This is a genomic window from Amycolatopsis sp. (assembly GCF_035276945.1).
Taxonomy (GTDB): domain Bacteria; phylum Actinomycetota; class Actinomycetes; order Mycobacteriales; family Pseudonocardiaceae; genus Amycolatopsis_E.
Genome location: NZ_DATELF010000028.1, coordinates 1 through 17623 on the forward strand (window position 1 = coordinate 1; position 17623 = coordinate 17623).

15 protein-coding genes are annotated in these 17623 nt (G+C 71.6%); 4 read left to right on the top strand and 11 right to left on the bottom strand.

Annotated elements, in window-relative coordinates; all coding sequences use genetic code 11:
* Positions 1–198: 198 nt before the first annotated feature.
* Entirely contained in the window at positions 199–438 is a 240-nt protein-coding gene (locus tag VJT49_RS03690) for a hypothetical protein (RefSeq protein WP_324163241.1), read from the top strand.
* A gap of 3 nt (positions 439–441) precedes the next feature.
* Here VJT49_RS03690 and VJT49_RS03695 read toward each other — a convergent pair whose 3' ends face one another.
* From VJT49_RS03695 to VJT49_RS03715, 5 genes are read right to left on the bottom strand one after another with little or no spacing between them, the layout of a single operon-like run.
* A complete protein-coding gene (locus VJT49_RS03695; protein ID WP_324163242.1) occupies positions 442–1731 on the bottom strand; it encodes a DUF58 domain-containing protein in 1290 nt (429 codons plus the stop codon).
* A gap of 3 nt (positions 1732–1734) precedes the next feature.
* Positions 1735–2688, bottom strand: a complete 954-nt coding sequence (locus VJT49_RS03700; RefSeq protein ID WP_324163243.1) for a MoxR family ATPase — start codon at positions 2686–2688, stop codon at positions 1735–1737.
* Positions 2681–3793 (bottom strand): DUF4350 domain-containing protein, encoded by a 1113-nt coding sequence (locus VJT49_RS03705; RefSeq protein WP_324163244.1) that lies wholly within the window; start codon positions 3791–3793, stop codon positions 2681–2683. Before VJT49_RS03705 ends, VJT49_RS03700 begins: the two co-directional genes overlap by 8 nt.
* Positions 3790–4404 (bottom strand): DUF4129 domain-containing protein, encoded by a 615-nt coding sequence (locus VJT49_RS03710; RefSeq protein ID WP_324163245.1) that lies wholly within the window; start codon positions 4402–4404, stop codon positions 3790–3792. Before VJT49_RS03710 ends, VJT49_RS03705 begins: the two co-directional genes overlap by 4 nt.
* Positions 4401–5351: a hypothetical protein gene (locus VJT49_RS03715; RefSeq protein ID WP_324163246.1), complete on the bottom strand. Its 951-nt coding sequence runs from the start codon at positions 5349–5351 to the stop codon at positions 4401–4403. The genes VJT49_RS03710 and VJT49_RS03715 overlap by 4 nt, the downstream gene beginning before the upstream one ends.
* Positions 5352–5535: 184 nt before the next feature.
* Between VJT49_RS03715 and VJT49_RS03720 the strand changes: the two genes are divergently transcribed.
* Positions 5536–6438, top strand: a complete 903-nt coding sequence (locus tag VJT49_RS03720) for a neutral zinc metallopeptidase (protein WP_324163247.1) — start codon at positions 5536–5538, stop codon at positions 6436–6438.
* Positions 6439–6854: 416 nt separating this feature from the next.
* Here VJT49_RS03720 and VJT49_RS03725 read toward each other — a convergent pair whose 3' ends face one another.
* From VJT49_RS03725 to VJT49_RS03740, 4 genes are all read right to left on the bottom strand, one after another.
* The gene (locus tag VJT49_RS03725) at positions 6855–7289 is read right to left on the bottom strand and encodes a hypothetical protein (protein ID WP_324163248.1); all 435 of its coding nucleotides are present in this window, start codon (positions 7287–7289) and stop codon (positions 6855–6857) included.
* 58 nt (positions 7290–7347) lie between these two features.
* Positions 7348–8349, bottom strand: coding sequence for a potassium channel family protein (locus VJT49_RS03730; RefSeq protein ID WP_324163297.1), 1002 nt, complete (start codon positions 8347–8349; stop codon positions 7348–7350).
* 74 nt (positions 8350–8423) lie between these two features.
* On the bottom strand, positions 8424–11744 hold the full coding sequence (locus VJT49_RS03735) for an ATP-dependent DNA helicase (protein WP_324163298.1): 3321 nt from the start codon (positions 11742–11744) through the stop codon (positions 8424–8426).
* Positions 11745–11806: 62 nt separating this feature from the next.
* The gene (locus VJT49_RS03740; RefSeq protein ID WP_414635802.1) at positions 11807–14962 is read right to left on the bottom strand and encodes an ATP-dependent helicase; all 3156 of its coding nucleotides are present in this window, start codon (positions 14960–14962) and stop codon (positions 11807–11809) included.
* Between the two features lie 114 nt (positions 14963–15076).
* Here VJT49_RS03740 and VJT49_RS03745 point away from each other — a divergent pair, with 114 nt between their 5' ends.
* Complete coding sequence (locus VJT49_RS03745) at positions 15077–15376, top strand: MGMT family protein (protein ID WP_324163249.1); 300 nt, start codon at positions 15077–15079, stop codon at positions 15374–15376.
* A 21-nt stretch (positions 15377–15397) separates the two neighbouring features.
* Here the strand turns inward: VJT49_RS03745 and VJT49_RS03750 are convergent, their stop codons facing one another.
* Together VJT49_RS03750 and VJT49_RS03755 are read right to left on the bottom strand one after the other, a co-directional pair.
* Entirely contained in the window at positions 15398–16204 is an 807-nt protein-coding gene (locus tag VJT49_RS03750) for a uroporphyrinogen-III synthase (RefSeq protein WP_324163250.1), read from the bottom strand.
* Complete coding sequence (locus tag VJT49_RS03755) at positions 16197–17165, bottom strand: helix-turn-helix transcriptional regulator (protein WP_324163251.1); 969 nt, start codon at positions 17163–17165, stop codon at positions 16197–16199. The genes VJT49_RS03750 and VJT49_RS03755 overlap by 8 nt, the downstream gene beginning before the upstream one ends.
* 63 nt (positions 17166–17228) lie before the next feature.
* On the opposite strand from VJT49_RS03755, the gene VJT49_RS03760 reads away from it, so the two are divergent.
* Positions 17229–17621 (top strand): DUF3224 domain-containing protein, encoded by a 393-nt coding sequence (locus VJT49_RS03760; protein WP_324163252.1) that lies wholly within the window; start codon positions 17229–17231, stop codon positions 17619–17621.
* Positions 17622–17623 lie beyond the last annotated feature (2 nt).

A 17623-nucleotide genomic window follows, 5' to 3' on the forward strand; every position in this document is an offset into this window, starting at 1 on the left:
GCACCCCCACAAAACACAGCGGTCTGGGGACCCGCCCCCACCGGGGGCGTGGGGGCCGCACCCCCACAAAACACAGCGGTCTGGGGACCCGCCCCCACCGGGGGCGTGGGGGCGGCACCCCCACAAAACACAGCGGTCTGGGGGCCTGCCCCCGCCGGGGGTCCGGGGGTGGAGCCCCCAGACCCACAGCCGCGGCGGGTGCTGATCTACAGCGGCGACATGTTCAACGATCTCGCCGACGTGCCGTACGTGATCACCATGGAGGTCGTGGACCGGGCGAACCCGATGGAGATCATCGCCGCGGGCGGCCACCGCATCGCCTACACCCGGCTCGACCACGTACCGAAAAGCTCGCTGGCCGAACGGCTCGGCGACGTCTCCCCCGAGGTGATGGAAACCATCAACCGGCGCCTGTTCCTGGTCATCACCACCAACTGAGGCTCACAGGCGCCCGGCGGCCTTGAGCGCGAGGTAACGGTCGGCCAGCGCGGGCGGCAGTTCGTCCGGGACCGCGTCGACGACCTCGACCCCGTAACGCGCGAGCAGTGCTGTGACATGACGGCGTTCGGCGAGCGCGCGTTCGGCGGCCGCGGCGTCATAAACGGCTTCGGCGTCCCCGCGCTCCTGGGCCATCTCGGCCACCCGTGGGTCGCCCACCGATGCCACCAGCAGGCGGTGGCGGGCGGTCAGCGACGGCAGGACCGGCAGCAGGCCCTCTTCGAGCGGCGCCGCGTCCAGGCCGGTGAACAACACGATCAGCGACCGGCGGCGGGCACGGCGCAGCGCCTCGGCGACCATCCCCCGCGCGTCGGTCTCCACCAGGCTCGGTTCGAGCGGGGCCAGCGCGTTCACCAGCGACGGCAACGCCTCGCCCGACCCGCCGGCCTTCGCCTGGAGCCGCCGGTCGTAGGCGATCAGGTCGACCTGATCACCGGCGCGCGAGGCGAGCACGGCCAGCAGCAGCGCGGCGTCCATGGCCGCGTCGAGCCTGGGCGAGTTCCCGACCCGCCCCGCCGAAGTCCGTCCGGTGTCCAGGACCAGCAACAGCTGCCGGTTTCGCTCGGGGCGCCAGGTGCGCACCATGACGTCCGAAGCGCGCGCGGTGGCCCGCCAGTCGATGGACCGGACGTCGTCGCCGGTCACGTACTCCCGCAGCGAGTCGAACTCGGTGCCCTCGCCGCGCACCAAAGCGGCCTGGCGGCCGTCGAGCTCCTGGAGCCGGGCCAGCCGCGACGGAAGGTACTTGCGGCTGTGAAACGGCGGCAGCACCCGCACCGTCCACGGCACCCGGTGTGAGCCCTGCCGGGCGGCCAGACCGAGCGGGCCTACCGAACGCACCGTGACCCGGTAGGCCCGGCGGTCTCCGCGCCGGGCGGGCCGCAGCCGCACGGTGAGGCGGCTCCGGCCGGACGGGGGGATCACGAGCGGATGCCGGTCCTCCAGCACGCCCGCGCTCGGCGGCCACGCATCCCGCAGCACCCCGCGCACCCGTCGCCGGCCGGGATTCGTGACGGTCAGGGCGACCTCGACGGATTCGCCGAGCCGGGCGGAGGACGCGCCACCGCGGGTGAACCGCAGACCTCGCACGCCTCCCGCGAGCGCGAGATCGGCGAGCACGCCCAGGGCAAGCACGCCGACCACGGCGAGCACACCGGTCCACGACGGCGCGGCCAGCGCGACCACGATGACGCCGATGAGCGCCAGGACCCCGACCCGCCCGGTGATCGCCATCGGTCAGCGGGGGACGGGGACGGTGGCGAGCACGCGCTCCAGCGCGCCATCCGCGGTGGAGCCCTCCAGCTCCGCCTCCGGGCGCAGATCCAGGCGATGCCGCAGGGTCGGCCGGGCCAGCGCCTTGACGTCGTCCGGGGTCACGTAGGAGCGCCCCGCCAGCCACGCCCACGCCCGGGCCGCGGCGAGCAGGGCCGTGGCGCCGCGAGGTGAGACGCCGAGCCGCACCGAGGGCAGTGACCGCGTGGCCCGGCACAGGTCGACGACGTAGCCGAGCACGTCCGGGCTCACCGTCACCCCGCCGACCGCGGACCGCGCGGCCGCCAGCTCCGCCGGGCCCGCGACCGGCCTGATCCCGGCGGCCTTGAGATCACGCGGGTCGAAGCCCTGTGCGTGCCGGGCCAGAATGCCGATCTCGTCCTCCCGCGCGGGCGCGGGCATGGTGAGCTTCAGCAGGAACCGGTCCAGCTGCGCCTCGGGCAGCGGGTAGGTGCCCTCGTACTCCACCGGGTTCTGGGTCGCGATCACGATGAACGGATCCGGCAGCGGCCGTGGCCTGCCGTCCACCGACACCTGCCGCTCCTCCATCGCCTCCAGCAGTGCCGACTGCGTCTTCGGCGGCGTGCGGTTGATCTCGTCCGCGAGCACCAGGTTCGTGAACACCGGCCCCTGCCGGAAGGAGAACTCACCGGAATGCGCGTCGTAGACCAGGGAACCGGTGACGTCGCCGGGCATCAGGTCGGGAGTGAACTGGATCCGGGTCGTCTCCAGGTCCAGTGCCGCGGCCAACGCGCGCACCAGCAACGTCTTCGCCACCCCAGGCACACCCTCGACGAGCACGTGCCCCCGGCACAGCAACGCGATGATCAGCCCGGTGATCGCGGCATCGTTGCCGACCACCGCCTTACCGACCTCGGCCCGCAGCGCGACCAGCGTGTCCCGTGCCTGATCACTCACCGCGTACCTCCCTCTCGAGCCGGTCCAGCTCGTCGGCGAGCCGGACCAGCGAAGCGTCGTCACCCGGAGCCGGACCGTACAGCAGGGCCCCGGCTTCGGCGCCTGCCCGGCCGGTCCGGGCCGACACCGACTCGACGACCGCGGCCGGTTCGGCGCCCGCGCCGAACCCGAGCACCGGGCGCAGCCGGTCGATCGCGGCCTGGCGCAGGACATCCGCCGCGTACCCGGTCGATCGCGACCGCCGGTACAGCCGCGCGCGGCCCTCGACCGTCTCCGCGGCGCGCACCACCACGGGCAACGGCTCGGGCACCACGGGCCCGAGCCGCCGGGCCCGCCACAACGCGAACAGCACGGCCGCCACCCCCACCTCGATCGCCCCGAACAGCCACCCGCGGGGGATCAGGTCGAGCGATGACCGGTTGCCGGGCCCCGCCGCCGGATCGCCGGGCGAGGGCACGTACCAGACGAGCGTGCTCTGGTGGCCGAGCAGGCGCATGGCCAGCGCCGCGTCACCTTCGGTCGCCAGCCGCTCGTTCGTCAGCGGTACGCCGGTGCCCAGCAGGGTCGTGGGACCGAGCTGGAGCAGGGAACCGTCGTAGCAGGTCCTCGCCGTCTGATGGGCCCAGTAGCCGGTGCCACCGAGCATCGCGTTCCCGGCCGCGACCGCCGCCGCCACCGTGCAACCCGGTGAGCGGACGGTCACCTCGGCCTCGTCCCTGGCGACGACTCCGGGAAGCAGCAGGTCGAGGACATCCTGACGCGCCCCCACCAGCACGGCCGTGTCCACGCGGCCTCGCAGCTCCGCCAGCCGGGCGGGCTGGACGAGGTCCGGGTCCGTGACCAGCAGCGTGGCGTCCTGGGAGAGTGCCGAGGACGCCTGGTCGAAGGTCCTGGCCGGCACGACGCGCACGCCCTGCTGGGTGAGCAGTCTGGTCAAGGCGAGGGAACCGCCGGGCTCCGCGGAACCGGGATCCAGGTCTCCGCGCGGCCCGCCACCGCGCGTGAGCGTCAGCAGGATGGCGGCCAGCAACACCACCACGGCGATGAACACCGGTACGCGCGCGGCTCGCCAGATGCGCTTGGCGTCCGGAGAAACCGTTGTCACGCGGGCACCTTACGATTCAACGCGACCAGCCGTTCATAGTCCACAGTGGACGCCGACTGGCCGCCGTAGTGCACCGCGTCGAACAGCTCGGCCGCCGCGAGCAGTTCGTCACGGGCAGCGGGCAGCCGCGAGCCCGCCTCCCGCGCCGCCTCGTCGGCGGTGCGGCCGGACAGTTCGCCGAGCACGCCGCGTTCCTCCAGTTCACGGACGATCGCCCGGAACTCCTCCCGCACCGCGACGGCGAAATCCCCGGCCGCCGCGGCCTCCTCGGCCGCCCGACGGTAGTCGCGAGCGCTGCGCGACCGGTCTTCGAACACCTGCCGCGGCACCCGGTTCGTGCGCGCGAACTTGCCGACGCGAAGCCGGATCACCACCACGAGCAGCACCACGACGACCAGCAGCACGAGCAGTCCCAGCGGCCCGCCCGGCGTGATCCGTGCGGCCTCCTCGAACAGTTCGCCGAGCCGTTGCCCGATCCAGCCCAGCACGCGGCTCAGCAGGTTCGGCCGCGCCTGGAGGTACTCGTGCTTCGCCAGCTCCGTCTCGGCCGCACGCCGGGCCTCGTCGGCGTCGATGACGATCGGAACCTCGCCGGGCAGGGCGGGAATCACACCGTTCCCGCCGCCCGGGCCAGCTGGATGTCCATGCCCTCCTTGCGCATCCGCTGGTCGATGTAGAGCAACGCGGTCGCACCCGCCACGAACGGGCCGACCAGCGTCGCCGCGATCACTTCGCCGGCGCCGCTGAGCAACTGCTGCCCGACCGACATGCCGGCAAGCTGGTCCGTGCCCGCCGCGCCGAAGCCCAGCGACAGGTTGAACGGGATCTGGATCACCAGGCTGATCACCGCCGCGCAAAGGGTGGTGAGCAGCAGAATCCCGAACACCCGCCACCAGGCACCCTGGACGAGCGTCCGGGACCGGTTCAGCGACTGCCTGATCCCCGCGTGCTCGAGGACCAGCGCCGGACTCGCGAGGCCGAAGAGCGCATACAGCCACAGGCCCGGGATCAGACAGAACATCGAGCCGACCGTGACCATCAGCGTGTAGAGCACGGTCACCCCGACCAGCGGCAACAGCCGCGGCTTCAGCTCTGTCATCGCCTCGCCGAAGGTGATCGGCTTGCCCAGCACGGCCTTGCCCACCACGACGGTCATGAATCCGGTCAGGAAAGTGCGGACCAGCACCGTGACCGCGAGGGTCACGCCCAGCGTCGCCGCGGTCTGGCCCAGCAGCCGGCCGCTGTAGTTGAGCAGTTCCTGCTCGGTGGCGGCCGGACCGGGTCGTGGGACGTTTCCCAGCCCGCTGAGCAGCCAGATACTCGCGGCAACGCTCAAGCCGGTTTCGATCAGCGCGACCACCGCGGAAACCCCGAAGACCAGCGCGGCATGGCGGCGCATCGTCGCGATGGCGCCGTCGAGGATTTCGCCCACGGTGAGCGGCCGCAACGGGACCACACCCGGTTTGCCGTACCCCGCGTCATGACCGGACGGCACCGGCGGGGGCTGCGGTCGGTCTCCCTGCCGGCTGGGATCCACCCAGTCGCCGTTGTCGCTCATGAAGACTCCTCAGTCGGCCCGCTTTCCGTGCCCACTCTCGCAGAACGCGCCACGCCGGGCGATGGTGGGCACGGCCGCACGGTGATCTCCCTCGTTATGCTGGCTGCCAATGACGCACGCCCCGAATACCCACCGCCGCGGTCCCGGACACCGGCGCCACCGCGCTGGCAGGTCGTCCTACCCGGTGGCGCTCCTGATCCAGGGCGTGGTGGTGGTGCTGCTGATCGGGCTCGTCGTGGTGATCCTGGTGAGCAAGTGGCCGGGCGACGGCTCGACGGGGCAGGTCGCGTCCGGGACCTCCGCGACCGCACCGGCATCGAGCAGCGACGGGTCCGGCGCGAGCTCGGGCGGCGGCGCCAGCTCGGGGCAGAAGATCCTCAAGCTGGCCGACCACCCCATCCTGCAGGACCCGAGCGCCGGGCTGCAGAACATCGTCTGCGTGCTGCCCGACTGGGAGAGCACCGAAGCCGGCGCGCAGGCGTTCTTCACGGCGGCCACCCGGTGCCTCAACCAGGCCTGGGGACCGTTCCTGGAGTACTACCACCTGCCGTTCGTCCCGCCCACGCTGCACTTTCCGAGCGGCACCAGCTTCCAGACCGCGTGCGGCAACATCGCGGTGGGGGTGGCGACCGCGGCCTACTACTGCGACAACAACCTCTACGTCCCGTTCAAGGGCCTGCAGATCGAGCAGTACGGCGACAATCCCGGCGTCTATCTCGCACTGATCGCCCACGAGTACGGCCACCACGTGCAGGAGGTCGCCGGGATGATGGACGCGGTGTGGCAGCAGATCTACCAGGCCGGCCAGCTCAGCCCGATCGGCCTGGACCTGGCCCGGCGCAAGGAACTCCAGGCGCAGTGCTTCTCGGGGATGTTCTTGGGCGCGGTGGTCGACCGGGGCGGTTCGGTGACCCACGAGATGTACGCCAAGGCGTGGCGGGACCAGGACACCCGCGGCGACAACACCTCCGGCAGCCACGACCACGGCACCAACGCGCACTACGCGACGTGGTGGCGGACAGGCGCCCAGTTCAACCGCATCGCCAAGTGCAACACCTTCTCGGCGCCGGCCGCCGACGTCTCATAGCCCGGGGTAGTGCTCTCGAGACGCACGCGCCTGGAGGAACCGGTCACGGCACGAACCGTCCCAAAGGCACGCCGGAGCCGGTTGAAGAATCCGGATCGGAGCGAGACACGATGGCCACCCGACTGCCCGTCCCGATCCAGTTCGAGCTGCCCGGCGGCTCACCTTCGTCGCCGACCAACTCTCGGCCGTACTGGGCGACTTCCGCTCGTTCGGCGACGCCCTGACCGTGGCCGTGCGGCCCGTGCGCCCGGACGGGCCGCGAGTCGTTGGCGGGACTCACCCGTCGGGAAGGTGGGACTCAGTCATGGCGAAGGTGCGGCTCGCGCTGCGCGAAAGCCCGACTCGCCTGTCGCGAAAGCCCGACTCGCCTGTCGCGAAAGCCGGACTCGGGTGTCGCGAAAGCCCGACTCGCGCGGTCAGGCGACGAGGGCGGGTTGGCGGCGTCCGCGCTGGACGAGGAAAACGTAGGTGCCGCCGCCGAGGCAGGACAGGGCCAGCAGCGCGAGACCCACCGGGCGGCGCAGGTCGCTGTGGCCCTGGATCACGTCGGCGAGGTGCACGCTCGCGGAGCCGGTGCCGAAGTCGGCCGGGACGGTGACCTCCACCCGGTCGTTCTTGTCATGGCCGCAGGCATCGAGGGTGCCGGTGCGGGGCTGGCCCGCCTGCTGGAACTCCACGGTCTCCGTCGGGTTCGCGCCCGAGCAGGAAGCCGGCGTGGTGACGGTCGCCTCGGCGACCGTGCTCGGCGCGGGCGCCCTCACGCCCAGGGCGCCCGGACCCGCCCACCAGACGGCGGTCACGATGGCGATGCCGACCAGGGCGGCGACGGCAAGGCTGTTCCAGCGAAGCACGCGTCAATGGTTCCAGATCCCCGGGCGTTGCACAGCGCCCGAGTGGCCGCCACCGCCGTCACTCCGCGTGTTCAACGGGTGTGACCTTTCGCACGTACAACAGGCGGTCACCCGATTCGATCGCGTCGACCAGCGGCGAGTCGACGCGGTGGAGGGTGCCGTCGCGGACGACACCGAGCACGATGTCGGACAGGTGGCGCGGCGAGCCGCCCTCCTCGGCGGGCTCGACCGGCCGCTCGGCGATGGCCAGCCCCGATTCCGGGGTGAGCAGGTCCTCGACCACGTCCACGACGGCCGGTGTCGAGGTGGCCAGGCCGAGCAGCCGGCCCGCGGTCTCGCTGGAGACGACGACCTGGTCCGCGCCGGACTGCTTGAGCAGGTGCACGTTCTCCGCCTCCCGCACCGAGGCGACGATGTGCGCCTTGGGGGCGAGTTCCCGGGCCGTCAGCGTCGCCAGGACGGCCGAGTCGTCGCGGTTGGTCGCGACGACGACCGCCCGGGCTCGTTGCACACCGGCGACCCGCAGCACGTCGGACCGGGTCGCCGAACCGTGCACCGTAACCAGTCCGAGTGCCGTGGCGGCGTTGAGCGCCTGCTGGTCGGTGTCCACGACGACAATGCGATTCGGCTCGACGGTCTCGTCGCCGAGCAGGGTCTTGACGGCGGAGCGGCCCTTCGTGCCGAAGCCGACGACCACCACGTGGTCCCGCACCCTGGACCTCCATTTCTGGATCCGGAAAGCCTGCCGCGAACGTTCGGTCAGTACCTCCAGTGTGGTACCTACCAGCACGACGAGGAACAGGACCCGCAGCGGGGTGATCATCAGGACGTTGACCAGCCTGGCCGCCGCGGTGACCGGGGTGATGTCGCCGTAGCCCGTGGTCGACAGCGAAACCACCGAATAGTAGAAGCAGTCCAGAAGAGACAAACCGTCGCCGTTGGCGTCCCGATAGCCGGTCCGGTCCGCGTAGACGATCAGCACGGTCGCCAGCAGGGCCACCAGCGCGCCGCCGATCCTGCGTAGGATCGACCGGAGCGGGCTGATCGACGGCTCGGGCATCCTGATGAGGCCGGCGAGCGTCGGGTCGCGATCACGCACCCGGCGGATGGTAAAGGATCAGCCAGGCCGGTGGCTCACTCCGGCGCGGGTACGGAGCGGAGGAGCTCGACCAGACCGTCGGCGTCGAGGAGGTCCGCGGGGCGCAGAGTGTGGTTTTCGCGCACATAGTGGAACGCGGCGCTCACCTTTTCCAGTGGCGTGCCGGAAAGGGAGGCCCAGGCCAGGCGGTAGGCGGCGAGCTGGACAGCCTGCGCGCGGAGACGGTCCTCCTCCGGCATCGCGCCGGTCTTCCAGTCGACCACCGTCCAGCGGCCGTCCGGCTCGGCGAACACGGCGTCCATCCGGCCACGCACGGTCACACCGTCGATCTCGGTGGAGAACGGGACCTCGACCTCATGTGGTGTTCGCAGCGCCCAACCGCTCGCCTCGAACGCGGCCCGCAACTCCTCGAAAGCCTCGTCGCCGGCCTCATCCGGGTCGGCGGCTCCCGGGAGATCGTCCAGTTCGAACAACCGCTCCCCGGCGAACCGGCGCTCCAGCCAGCCGTGAAACTCGGTGCCCCGCCGGGCAAACGTGTTCGGGGGCACGGGAAGCGGGCGGCGCAGCCGGTCGGCGAGACCGGTCGGGTCCCGAGCCAGCTCGACCAACTGGCTCACCGAAAGCTGGCCCGGCAGCACCACCTGCTCACCCGCCGCACCCGCGGCCGCGCGCTCGGCGAGCAGCACGTCGGTGTCGGCGATCCAGCCGTCCGGATCCGAATCGTCACTCTCCTCGACCGGGGGCTCTGACATTGCTGACATGGCTGACATGGCTGTCATTGCTGACTTGGCCGTCATGGCGGCCAGGACCAGCTCCACGCCCTCGGCCACCGCGCCCCGCCGATCCCCCAGCGGATCGGCCGGCCATCGCACCGAGCGGCCCTCGGTGACCAGCGGGTTCTCCTGGTCGGCAGGCGGTTCCGGTGCCCACGTCACCGGCGTGGTGAGTTCGCTGAGTTCGGTGAGGAGCGCCGAGGGCCCCTTGGGCTTGTTGCTGGTCTCGTTCCACCAGTGCCCGGAGACGAGCAGGGCATGCTCGGACCGGGTGAGTGCCACATAACAGAGCCGGCGCTCCTCCTCGGCCTCACGCTCGGCGAAGTTCGCCTCGTGTTCTTCCAGCGCCTCCAGGATTTCCCTCCGGTCCATGCCCTCCGACACCCGAAGCCTGGGCAAGTCCGCCGCGTCCCCACGGAGCGCCGCAGGCAGCGAGGTGAGGGTGCGCAGCCAGGAGGAGGACCGCCGCTTGCTCGGAAAAACCCCCTCCACCAGGTGCGGCACGGCCACGACCTGCCATTCCAGGCCCTTCGCCGAATGCACGGTGAGCACCTGCACGCGGTCGGGCAGCACCTCGACCTCACCCGGGGTCAGGCCGTCCTCCGCGTGCGCCGCGGTCGACAAATAATCCACAAAGGACATCAGAGTCGCGTCGGGCGCGGTCTCGGCGAACTCGGCGACCACGTCGGCGAACGCGTCGAGGTGGGCCCGGCCGGCGCCGCCCGGCCTGGCCAGCGATTCGACGTCGAGGAGCATGGTCCGCTCGACGTCGGCGACGAGTTCGGGCAGCGACTGGTCCAGCCGCAGCCGCAAGCGGGCGAGTTCGCCGGCCAGCGCCTCGATCCGGCGGTAGCCCGGCTCGGAGTACCGCACAGGGTCGCCGGGGTCGTCCAGTGCGTCGATCAGACCGGTCTGCTCGGCACGCTCGGTGAACAGCTCGTCTACAGTGGACTCTCCGGCCGCGGGTCCGGGAGCTTGCCCCGAGGCGGGGTCCGGGGGCCGCACCCCCGCAGGACTCGGCGGAGGCGCGGCGATCTGGTTGGCCCTGCGCCACAACGCGGCCAGGTCCGCGGCCGCGAGCCGCCAGCGGGCACCGGTGAGCAGCCGCGCGGTCGCCGTCCCGGCCAGCGGATCCGCCAGCACGCGCAGCGTGGCCACCAGGTCGGCCACCTCGGGTTCGTCGAGCAGGCCACCCAGCCCGACCACCTCGACCGGCAACCCTCGTGCCCGCAACTCCGCCGCGACCGGCGCCATGTCCGCCCGCCGCCGCACCAGGACCGCGGCCGTCGGCGGCGATCCGGTCGCGGCGAGCACGTCGAACCATCGCCGGGCGACCGCTTCCGCGACCCACTCGCGTTCGGCACGGATATCGGTCAGCAGCGCGCATTCGATGTCGGCGGGACCGGCGCCGTCGCGAGCCCGCAACTGCTCGACGCCGAGACCGCGGGCGCGCAGCGGCTCGGCGATCCCGTTGGCGAGGGTGAGCACTTCCGGTGGATTCCGGAAGCTGGTCAGCAGCCCGAACTGCCGGGCGGGGACGAGGTTTTCGTTGTCGTGCCGCGGAAAGTCCGTGGTGAACCGCGGCAGGTTCGCCGCGCTCGCCCCTCGCCAGCCGTAGATCGCCTGCGCCGGGTCACCGACCGCGGTCACCGGAAGCGGACGCCGTCGGGGACCGCCGAAAAGAGAGCGGAGGAGGATCCGCTGCGCGTGCCCGGTGTCCTGGTACTCGTCGAGCAGCACGGCCCCGTAGCGGTCCCGCTCCCCCTCGACGACCTCGGGGTACCCGGTCGCCAGTTGCGCGGCGAGCGACATCTGGTCGGCGAAATCCAGCGCGCCTTCCGCCCGCTTACGGCGGTGATACTCCTCGATCAGCGGCCATAGGGCCAGCCGGAACCGTTGTGCCGCAAGGACTTCCTCAAGTGCCTTGGGCAGTGCGGCGCGCTGCCCCCTGGCCCGCGGCGCGTGCTCGATCAGTTCGCACAGCCTACTGGTGTATTCGGCGAGCGCACCCTCGTCGACCAGGTGCTCCCCCAGCTCACCGGCAAGGGCGAGCACCTGGGCGGTGACCGAGGCGGGCACCCGGTCCGTCTCGAGGTCATTGTCCCAAGTGGACACGACACGGTGGGCCAGCTGCCACGACGAGGTCTCCGAGAGCAGCCGGACGCCGGGTTGCACGGGCAGCCGGAGACCGTGCTCGCCGAGCAGCCGCCCGGCGTAGGCGTGATAGGTCAGCACGGTCGGCTCGCCGGCCAGCACCTCGGCGCGACGCCGGCCACCCGGGTCGATCCGGTCCAGCAGGCCCGACCCGGCGAGCCTGCGCAACCGGGCCCGCACCCGCTCCGCCAGCTGACGTGCGGCCTTGCGAGTGAAGGTAAGGCCGAGTACGCGTTCCGGGGTGACGATCCCGTTGGCCACCAGCCAGACCACCCTGGCCGCCATCGTCTCGGTCTTGCCCGCACCGGCCCCGGCCACGACGAGCGCGGGCTCGACCGGCGCCGCGATCACCGCGGCCTGCTCCGGCGTCGGGGGATGCAGACCCAGCGCGTCCGCCACCTCCGCCGGTGAGACGGGCTGATCTTCCACGACCTCGCGCGTGACCGGAAGGCGCGCATCGTGCTCGCCCTGGCTGTCACGATCCGGTTTCGTCACTCGGTCACCTGCCTGCCCTCTGGCCGGAGCGGGCACGAGCCCTTCCCAGGACAGCGATCGCAGTCGGTGTTCTCGTTGGCCTGGTACTCCGGCCCGGAAGCCGACGTGGCCAGCTTGCGAACCAGCTCGAGCCAGCGTCTGCCGCCCTCGTCGTCCAGCGCGGGCTGGGCACGCTGGGTGGCACCGGTCCTGTTGTGTGACTTGGCCAGGTAGACCAGTCGCGCGCCGCCGGGACTCTTGTCCTCGCCGAAGGCCCCGAGCAGCACCGACAGCTGGTAGGCGGCCAGCTGCGGGTTCGCCTCGGCGTCGGCCGCGGTGACCGGCGTCTTGCCGGTCTTGAGGTCGATGATCACCGGGCGGCCGTCCCGGTCGGCCTCCAGCCGGTCGACCCGGCCGCGCAAGCGCACCAGCAGGCCGTCCTCGCCGACCGGCAGCTCGACCTCGATGTCCTGCTCGACCCCGAGCTGCTTCAGCTCGTCACGGCTGTTTTCCAGCCAGGTCAGGAAGTTGCGCACCATCTGCTCGACCCGGCCGCGCTCGCGGCGGGAGAACCACGGCGCCCCGGCGTCCACCCTGGCCCACGCCTCGTCGAGCGCCTGGCGCAGGCGTTGCTCGTCCACACCGGACGCGGCCGCTTGGGCGAGGCCGTGCACCAGCGTGCCGGTGACCGCGGCGAGCTGTGCCGGGTCGCTGCCGCCGTGCCGCTCGATCAGCCAGCGCAACGGGCACTTGTGCAACGTTTCCACTGTGGACGGAGAGATCCGCACGACGTCACCCGAGCCGTACAGCGGATCCTCCGTGGACACCTCGACCACGCCGTACCAGGAGTCCGGATGCGCGCCGGGCACTCCGGCCGCCGCCAGCCGCGCGAGCTGGCGGGCCGCGCGCTGCCGCCGCTCCGGCTCGACCCGCTCGTCGCAGACGGCCCTGCGCAGCTCACCGACCAGTTCCGCCAGCACCAGGGATCGTCCCGGTGATTTCATCCGGGGATCGGCGCCGGACTCGTCGACGCCGCCCGGTTCGATGTCGTCGACGAACCGGGACGGCTGCTCGTCCTCCCCGGCGACCGCGCTGACCAGCAGCGTCCGCCTAGCCCGGCTCGCCGCGACGTAGAACAACCGCCGTTCCTCGGCAAGAATGGGAGCGGTGGCCGAGACACCGTCTCCATCCACACCGGACAGATGATCCACCAACTTCTCCACGCCGAGCAGGGTTCCACGCAAACGCAGGTCCGGCCAACTGCCCTCCTGCACCCCGGCGACCGCAACGACCGTCCACTCGCGACCGACGGCGCCATGCGCGGTCAGTATCGACACGCCCTCGCCGCGCGCCGCGACCGGAGCCAGGCTGTCTCCCGCGATGTTCTGCGACGACAGGTACTCGGTGAAGGCCGCCACGCCCGCCTTGGGCAACCTGTCGACATAACGTCCGGCCGCGTGGAACAGCGCCACGATCGCGTCCAGATCCCGGTCCGCCTGCGCGCCCAGGCTGCCACTACCGGTGGCCATCCGGACCAGCCGGTTCCGGAGACCGCTTTCCTGCCACACCTTCCACAACACCTGCTCGACACTGGCACCCCGCCGGATGGCCGCGCGGGCGATCGCGATCAGGCCGCCCACCCGGCGCACCGGACCGGCCTCGGCGTCGGGCAGCCCGGCCAGCTTGTCGTTGTCCAGCAACACTTCCAGCAGTAACTCGTCGCTCGATCGGTGCCCGCCTCCGGCGATTTCGAGCCTTCGGAGGCCCCGGCGCGTCCGGCGGAGGGCGAGCGGATCGGCGCCGCCGAGCGCGGACGACAACAGCATCTCGGCCAGGTCCACGTCCAGAACCCCGGGGTTCGCCGCCACCCGCAGCACGCCCAGCAGCGGACGGACCGCGGGCTGCCGGGCCAGCGGCAGCTCCTCGGTGGCCGACGAGATGGGCACCCCGGCGGCGCGCAACGCCCGTTGCAGCACCGGGAACGAGCGGCCCGGTGAGCGGACCAGCACCACCATCTCCGACCACGGCACACCGTCCATCAGATGCGCGCGGCGGAACTGGTCGGCCACCCAGCTCGCCTCGGCCGACGGCGTCGGCATCAACCGGACCTTGACCGCGCCTTCGTCCTGGTCCGGGTGCACGCTCGAGAGGCGGTGCCGGTTCGCTCCGGGCAGTTTGCCCGCGAGCCTGGTCACCGCGCCGTGCACGGCGAGACTGTGCCGATGTGTCCTGGTCAGGGTGACGGTGCGGGTGCCGCCGGCATCGGCGTCGGCGAGCGGGGCCGGGTCCGCGCCGCGGAAGGAGAAGACGGCCTGGTCGGGATCGCCGGCCAGCACGAAGTCCTCGGCCGCCGAGCCGAGCAGCCGCAGCAGGCGGTACTGGAGAGGGTCGAGATGCTGTGCGTCGTCGACGAACACGTGCCGGATCCGGGCCTGCTCGCGGGTGAGCAGGTCCGGGTCGCCCTCCATCTCGACGAGGGCGCCGGCCACCAGTTCCGCGGCGTCCAGCGCCGGGGAACCCCCCGCGCCCTGGAGGACCGTCACTTCCTCGTACTGCCGCCAGAACCGGCCCGCCGCCGCCCACTGCGGCCGGTCGAGACGCTGGCCGAGCTTGATCAGGTCCTCCGGGCCCAGGCCGCGTTCGGCCGCGCGCAGCAGCAGGTCCCTGAGTTCCTCGGCGAACCCGGGTACCCGCAGCGCGGGACGAAGCTGCTCCGGCCAGTACCCGGCGCCGGCCTCGAGGTCACCGGCCAGCAGCTCCCGGATCACGACGTCCTGCTCCGGGCTCGACAGCAGGCGGGGCGGCCGCAGCCCCTGGAAGCTCGCCTGCAGGCGCAGCAGGGCGAACGCGTACGAGTGCACGGTGCGTACGATGGGCTCACGGATCGTGCGCGCGCCGGAGATGACCCGATGGGTGATGTCGGCTCGCAGCGCGTCCGCGGCGCGCCGGGAGCTGGTGAGCACGAGCAACCGTTCGGGATCGATCCCGGCGTCGATGCGCTGGGCGGCGGCGGTGGCGAGCAGGGTCGTTTTACCGGTGCCCGGTCCGCCGAGCACGCGCACGAAACCGCGCGGCCCGTCGATGACCGCCTGGGCGCCGCCGTCCCAGTGCCGCGGGCGCGCGGGCTCGACCGGCCGACGTACCAGCCTGGCCTGCCTTCGGTTCCCGCTCACGCAGTGATGGAACCACGAGGGTCTGATCCTTTCGGGAACGGCACGCCACGAATGTGCCGTTGATTGCGTCAAGCCCAGCGAACGGGACCGTTCGCCGCGGCGTAGCTTGACAACGTGGACGAGGAGCTGCACGAGCGGGTGCGGGAAGTGATCGCGACCGTGCCACCCGGCCGGGTCGCGACCTACGGTGACATCGCCGCTGTCGCGGGCGCGCCGTCACCCCGTGTGGTGGGCCGGATCCTCGCCGAGGACGGCGCCGACCTGCCCTGGCACCGGATCCTGCGCGCGAACGGGACACCCGCGCCCCACCTGGCGCACCGGCAGCTCGAACTGCTGCGCGCCGAAGGCGTCCTCGCCGACGGCCAGCGGGTCAACCTCCGCGCTTACCGGTGGCAGCATGAAACGGACACGTGAAACGATCCGAGGGGCGAGGCACTAGGAACCCAGTTCGGAGACCAGGAGCTTGACCAGGGCGCCGAGGCGCTGGCGTTCGGGCTGGAGGGTGGGCACGCCGGCCTCCGTCAGCGGGCCCGCGGTCACCGGGCCGACGCAGGCGCAGACGACATCGCCGCGCAGGGCCCGGAGCAGGTCTTCGTAGGCGCCTCGGCGGCGCGCGAGGGTCAGCAGGTTCGCGGTGGCCGGTGCGCTGGTAAAGGCCAGTGCGTGCACCCGGCCTTCGAGCACGCCGTCCAGCAGCCGGCACGCCGGGCCCATGTCGGCCGGCCACTCCCAGCGATACGGCTGCACCTCGATCAGGTGCGCGCCCGCGCGGGCCAGTGCGGCGGTGTGCTCCGGCAGCTGTGAGCCGTGCAGCTGCACCGCGACCCGCAGACCGTCCACACCGGACTCGACCAGGTGCCCGAACAGCTGCCGGTTGCTCTCCTCGGACGCCGCCCACTCCTCGGTGAGGCCACGGCCGCGCACCGCGCCCTTCCCCTTTGGACCGCGGACGAAAATGCGCGCGCGGCGCAGCGTGGCGAGCAGGCGTTCGCCGAGGCCCCAGCCGTCGGCGGCGTCCATCCAGCCGCGGAATCCGGCGCCGGTGGTCACCGCGAGGATGTCGATGTCCTCGGCGAGCACGTCTTCCGTGGCGGAACGCAACTTCCGGTCGTCGGGCAACGGTACGATGTGGATCATCGGGCCGTGCCGTACCGTGGCGCCATTGCGTTCCAGCGCGCGGATGAACTCCTCGGCCCGCCGCTCCGCCGTCACCCCGATCGTGACCCCGCTGAGATCACCCATAGCAAGCCCCCATTTTCGCGACGGCCTCGGCCATCCTGGCCCGGAGCTCGGCCGGCGCCAGCACCTGCAGCTCGGGACCGAACCGCAACAGCTCGCCCAGCGCCGGGGCCCCCGGCTCCACCGGTAGTTCCACCCGCACCCACCCGTCGTCGTCAGGCTCGCCCTGGGCATCCCGCAGCGCTCGCGCGCCGACGGCTCCCAAGTAGAACGGTACGAGATCCCGCCCGAGCGGGGAAAGGCGCACCATCGCGACGCGTGCGTACAGGCGCCGCTCGAACTGTTCCGACCACCGCCGCCAGTAATCGGCAAGATGGAAATTTTCCGGCCGGTCGAAGGATTCGGAAAGCACGTCCAGCTCCAGAACGCGGGAAACGCGATAAGTCCGGTCCATATTCTCGCACCGCGCCGCGAAATACCAGTTCCCGGCCTTCAGTATCAGTCCCAGCGGGTCGAGGACCCGGGTCACCTCGCTCTTGTCCCAGCGTTGGTAACGCACTTTTGTCCGGCGGTTTTCCCAGACGGCACGCGCGAGCTCGGCCAGCCGCGGCAAGCTCTCCACGCCACGGAACCAGCCAGGTATGTCCAGCAGGAAACGTTCGGTCACCTTTCCGGCGCCGGCGCGCAACTCCTCCGGCAGCGCCGCGTGGAGCTTGAGCTGCGCGGCCGCGAGCACCGTGCCCAGGCCGAGTTCGCTCGCCGCGGCCGGCAACCCCGCTAGTGCCAGCGATTGCGCCTCCTCTTCGGTCAACCCGGTCAGCCGGGTGCGGTAACCGTCGAGGAGGCGGTAACCGCCGGTGCGGCCGCGATCGGCGTAGACGGGCACACCGGCGCTCGAAAGGGCCTCGATGTCCCGGTACACGGTGCGTACCGACACCTCGAGCTCTCCCGCCAGCTCTTCGGCGGTCATCCGCCCACGGTTCTGCAACAACAACAGCACCGACAGCAGCCTGCTCGCCCGCATGAGTTTCAGCCTCCCCCGAAATCCTGACACAGCATGACAGGTATGGATGGGAAGCTCTCCCCCATGAGCGACACATTCACCATGCAGAGCTGGGACGAGCGGGTTGTCAGCGGCCAGGAGGGCGCTCCGCGGTTCGCTCACGCACACGCGACGTTCGCCTATTCAGGCGTCATCGAAGGCGCCTCGATCTGCGACTACCTGCTGTACTACGCGGGTGACGGCTACGAGGGCGACAACCAGACCGCGCCCGGTTTCGAACGCATCGAGGGCAGCGTCGACGGCCGGAAGGGAAGTTTCGTGATCCGGCACGAGGTAGGGTATTCCGCACATGGCGTGCGGGGCACTTTCACCGTGATCCCCGGCTCGGCCACCGGCGAACTGGCGGGGCTGACCGGCCACGGCACCGTCGCGGGCGCGAGCGAGACCATGAACTACACCTTCGAGTACACGTTGTAGCA

Coding starts and splice junctions, on each gene's coding strand:
- VJT49_RS03730 (WP_324163297.1), bottom strand. CDS start 8,349: ATGCCCGAGCCGTCGATCAGCCCGCTCCGGTCGATCCTACGCAGGATC.
- VJT49_RS03755 (WP_324163251.1), bottom strand. CDS start 17,165: ATGCGGGCGAGCAGGCTGCTGTCGGTGCTGTTGTTGTTGCAGAACCGT.
- VJT49_RS03760 (WP_324163252.1), top strand. CDS start 17,229: ATGAGCGACACATTCACCATGCAGAGCTGGGACGAGCGGGTTGTCAGC.
- VJT49_RS03715 (WP_324163246.1), bottom strand. CDS start 5,351: ATGAGCGACAACGGCGACTGGGTGGATCCCAGCCGGCAGGGAGACCGA.
- VJT49_RS03750 (WP_324163250.1), bottom strand. CDS start 16,204: ATGGGTGATCTCAGCGGGGTCACGATCGGGGTGACGGCGGAGCGGCGG.
- VJT49_RS03695 (WP_324163242.1), bottom strand. CDS start 1,731: ATGGCGATCACCGGGCGGGTCGGGGTCCTGGCGCTCATCGGCGTCATC.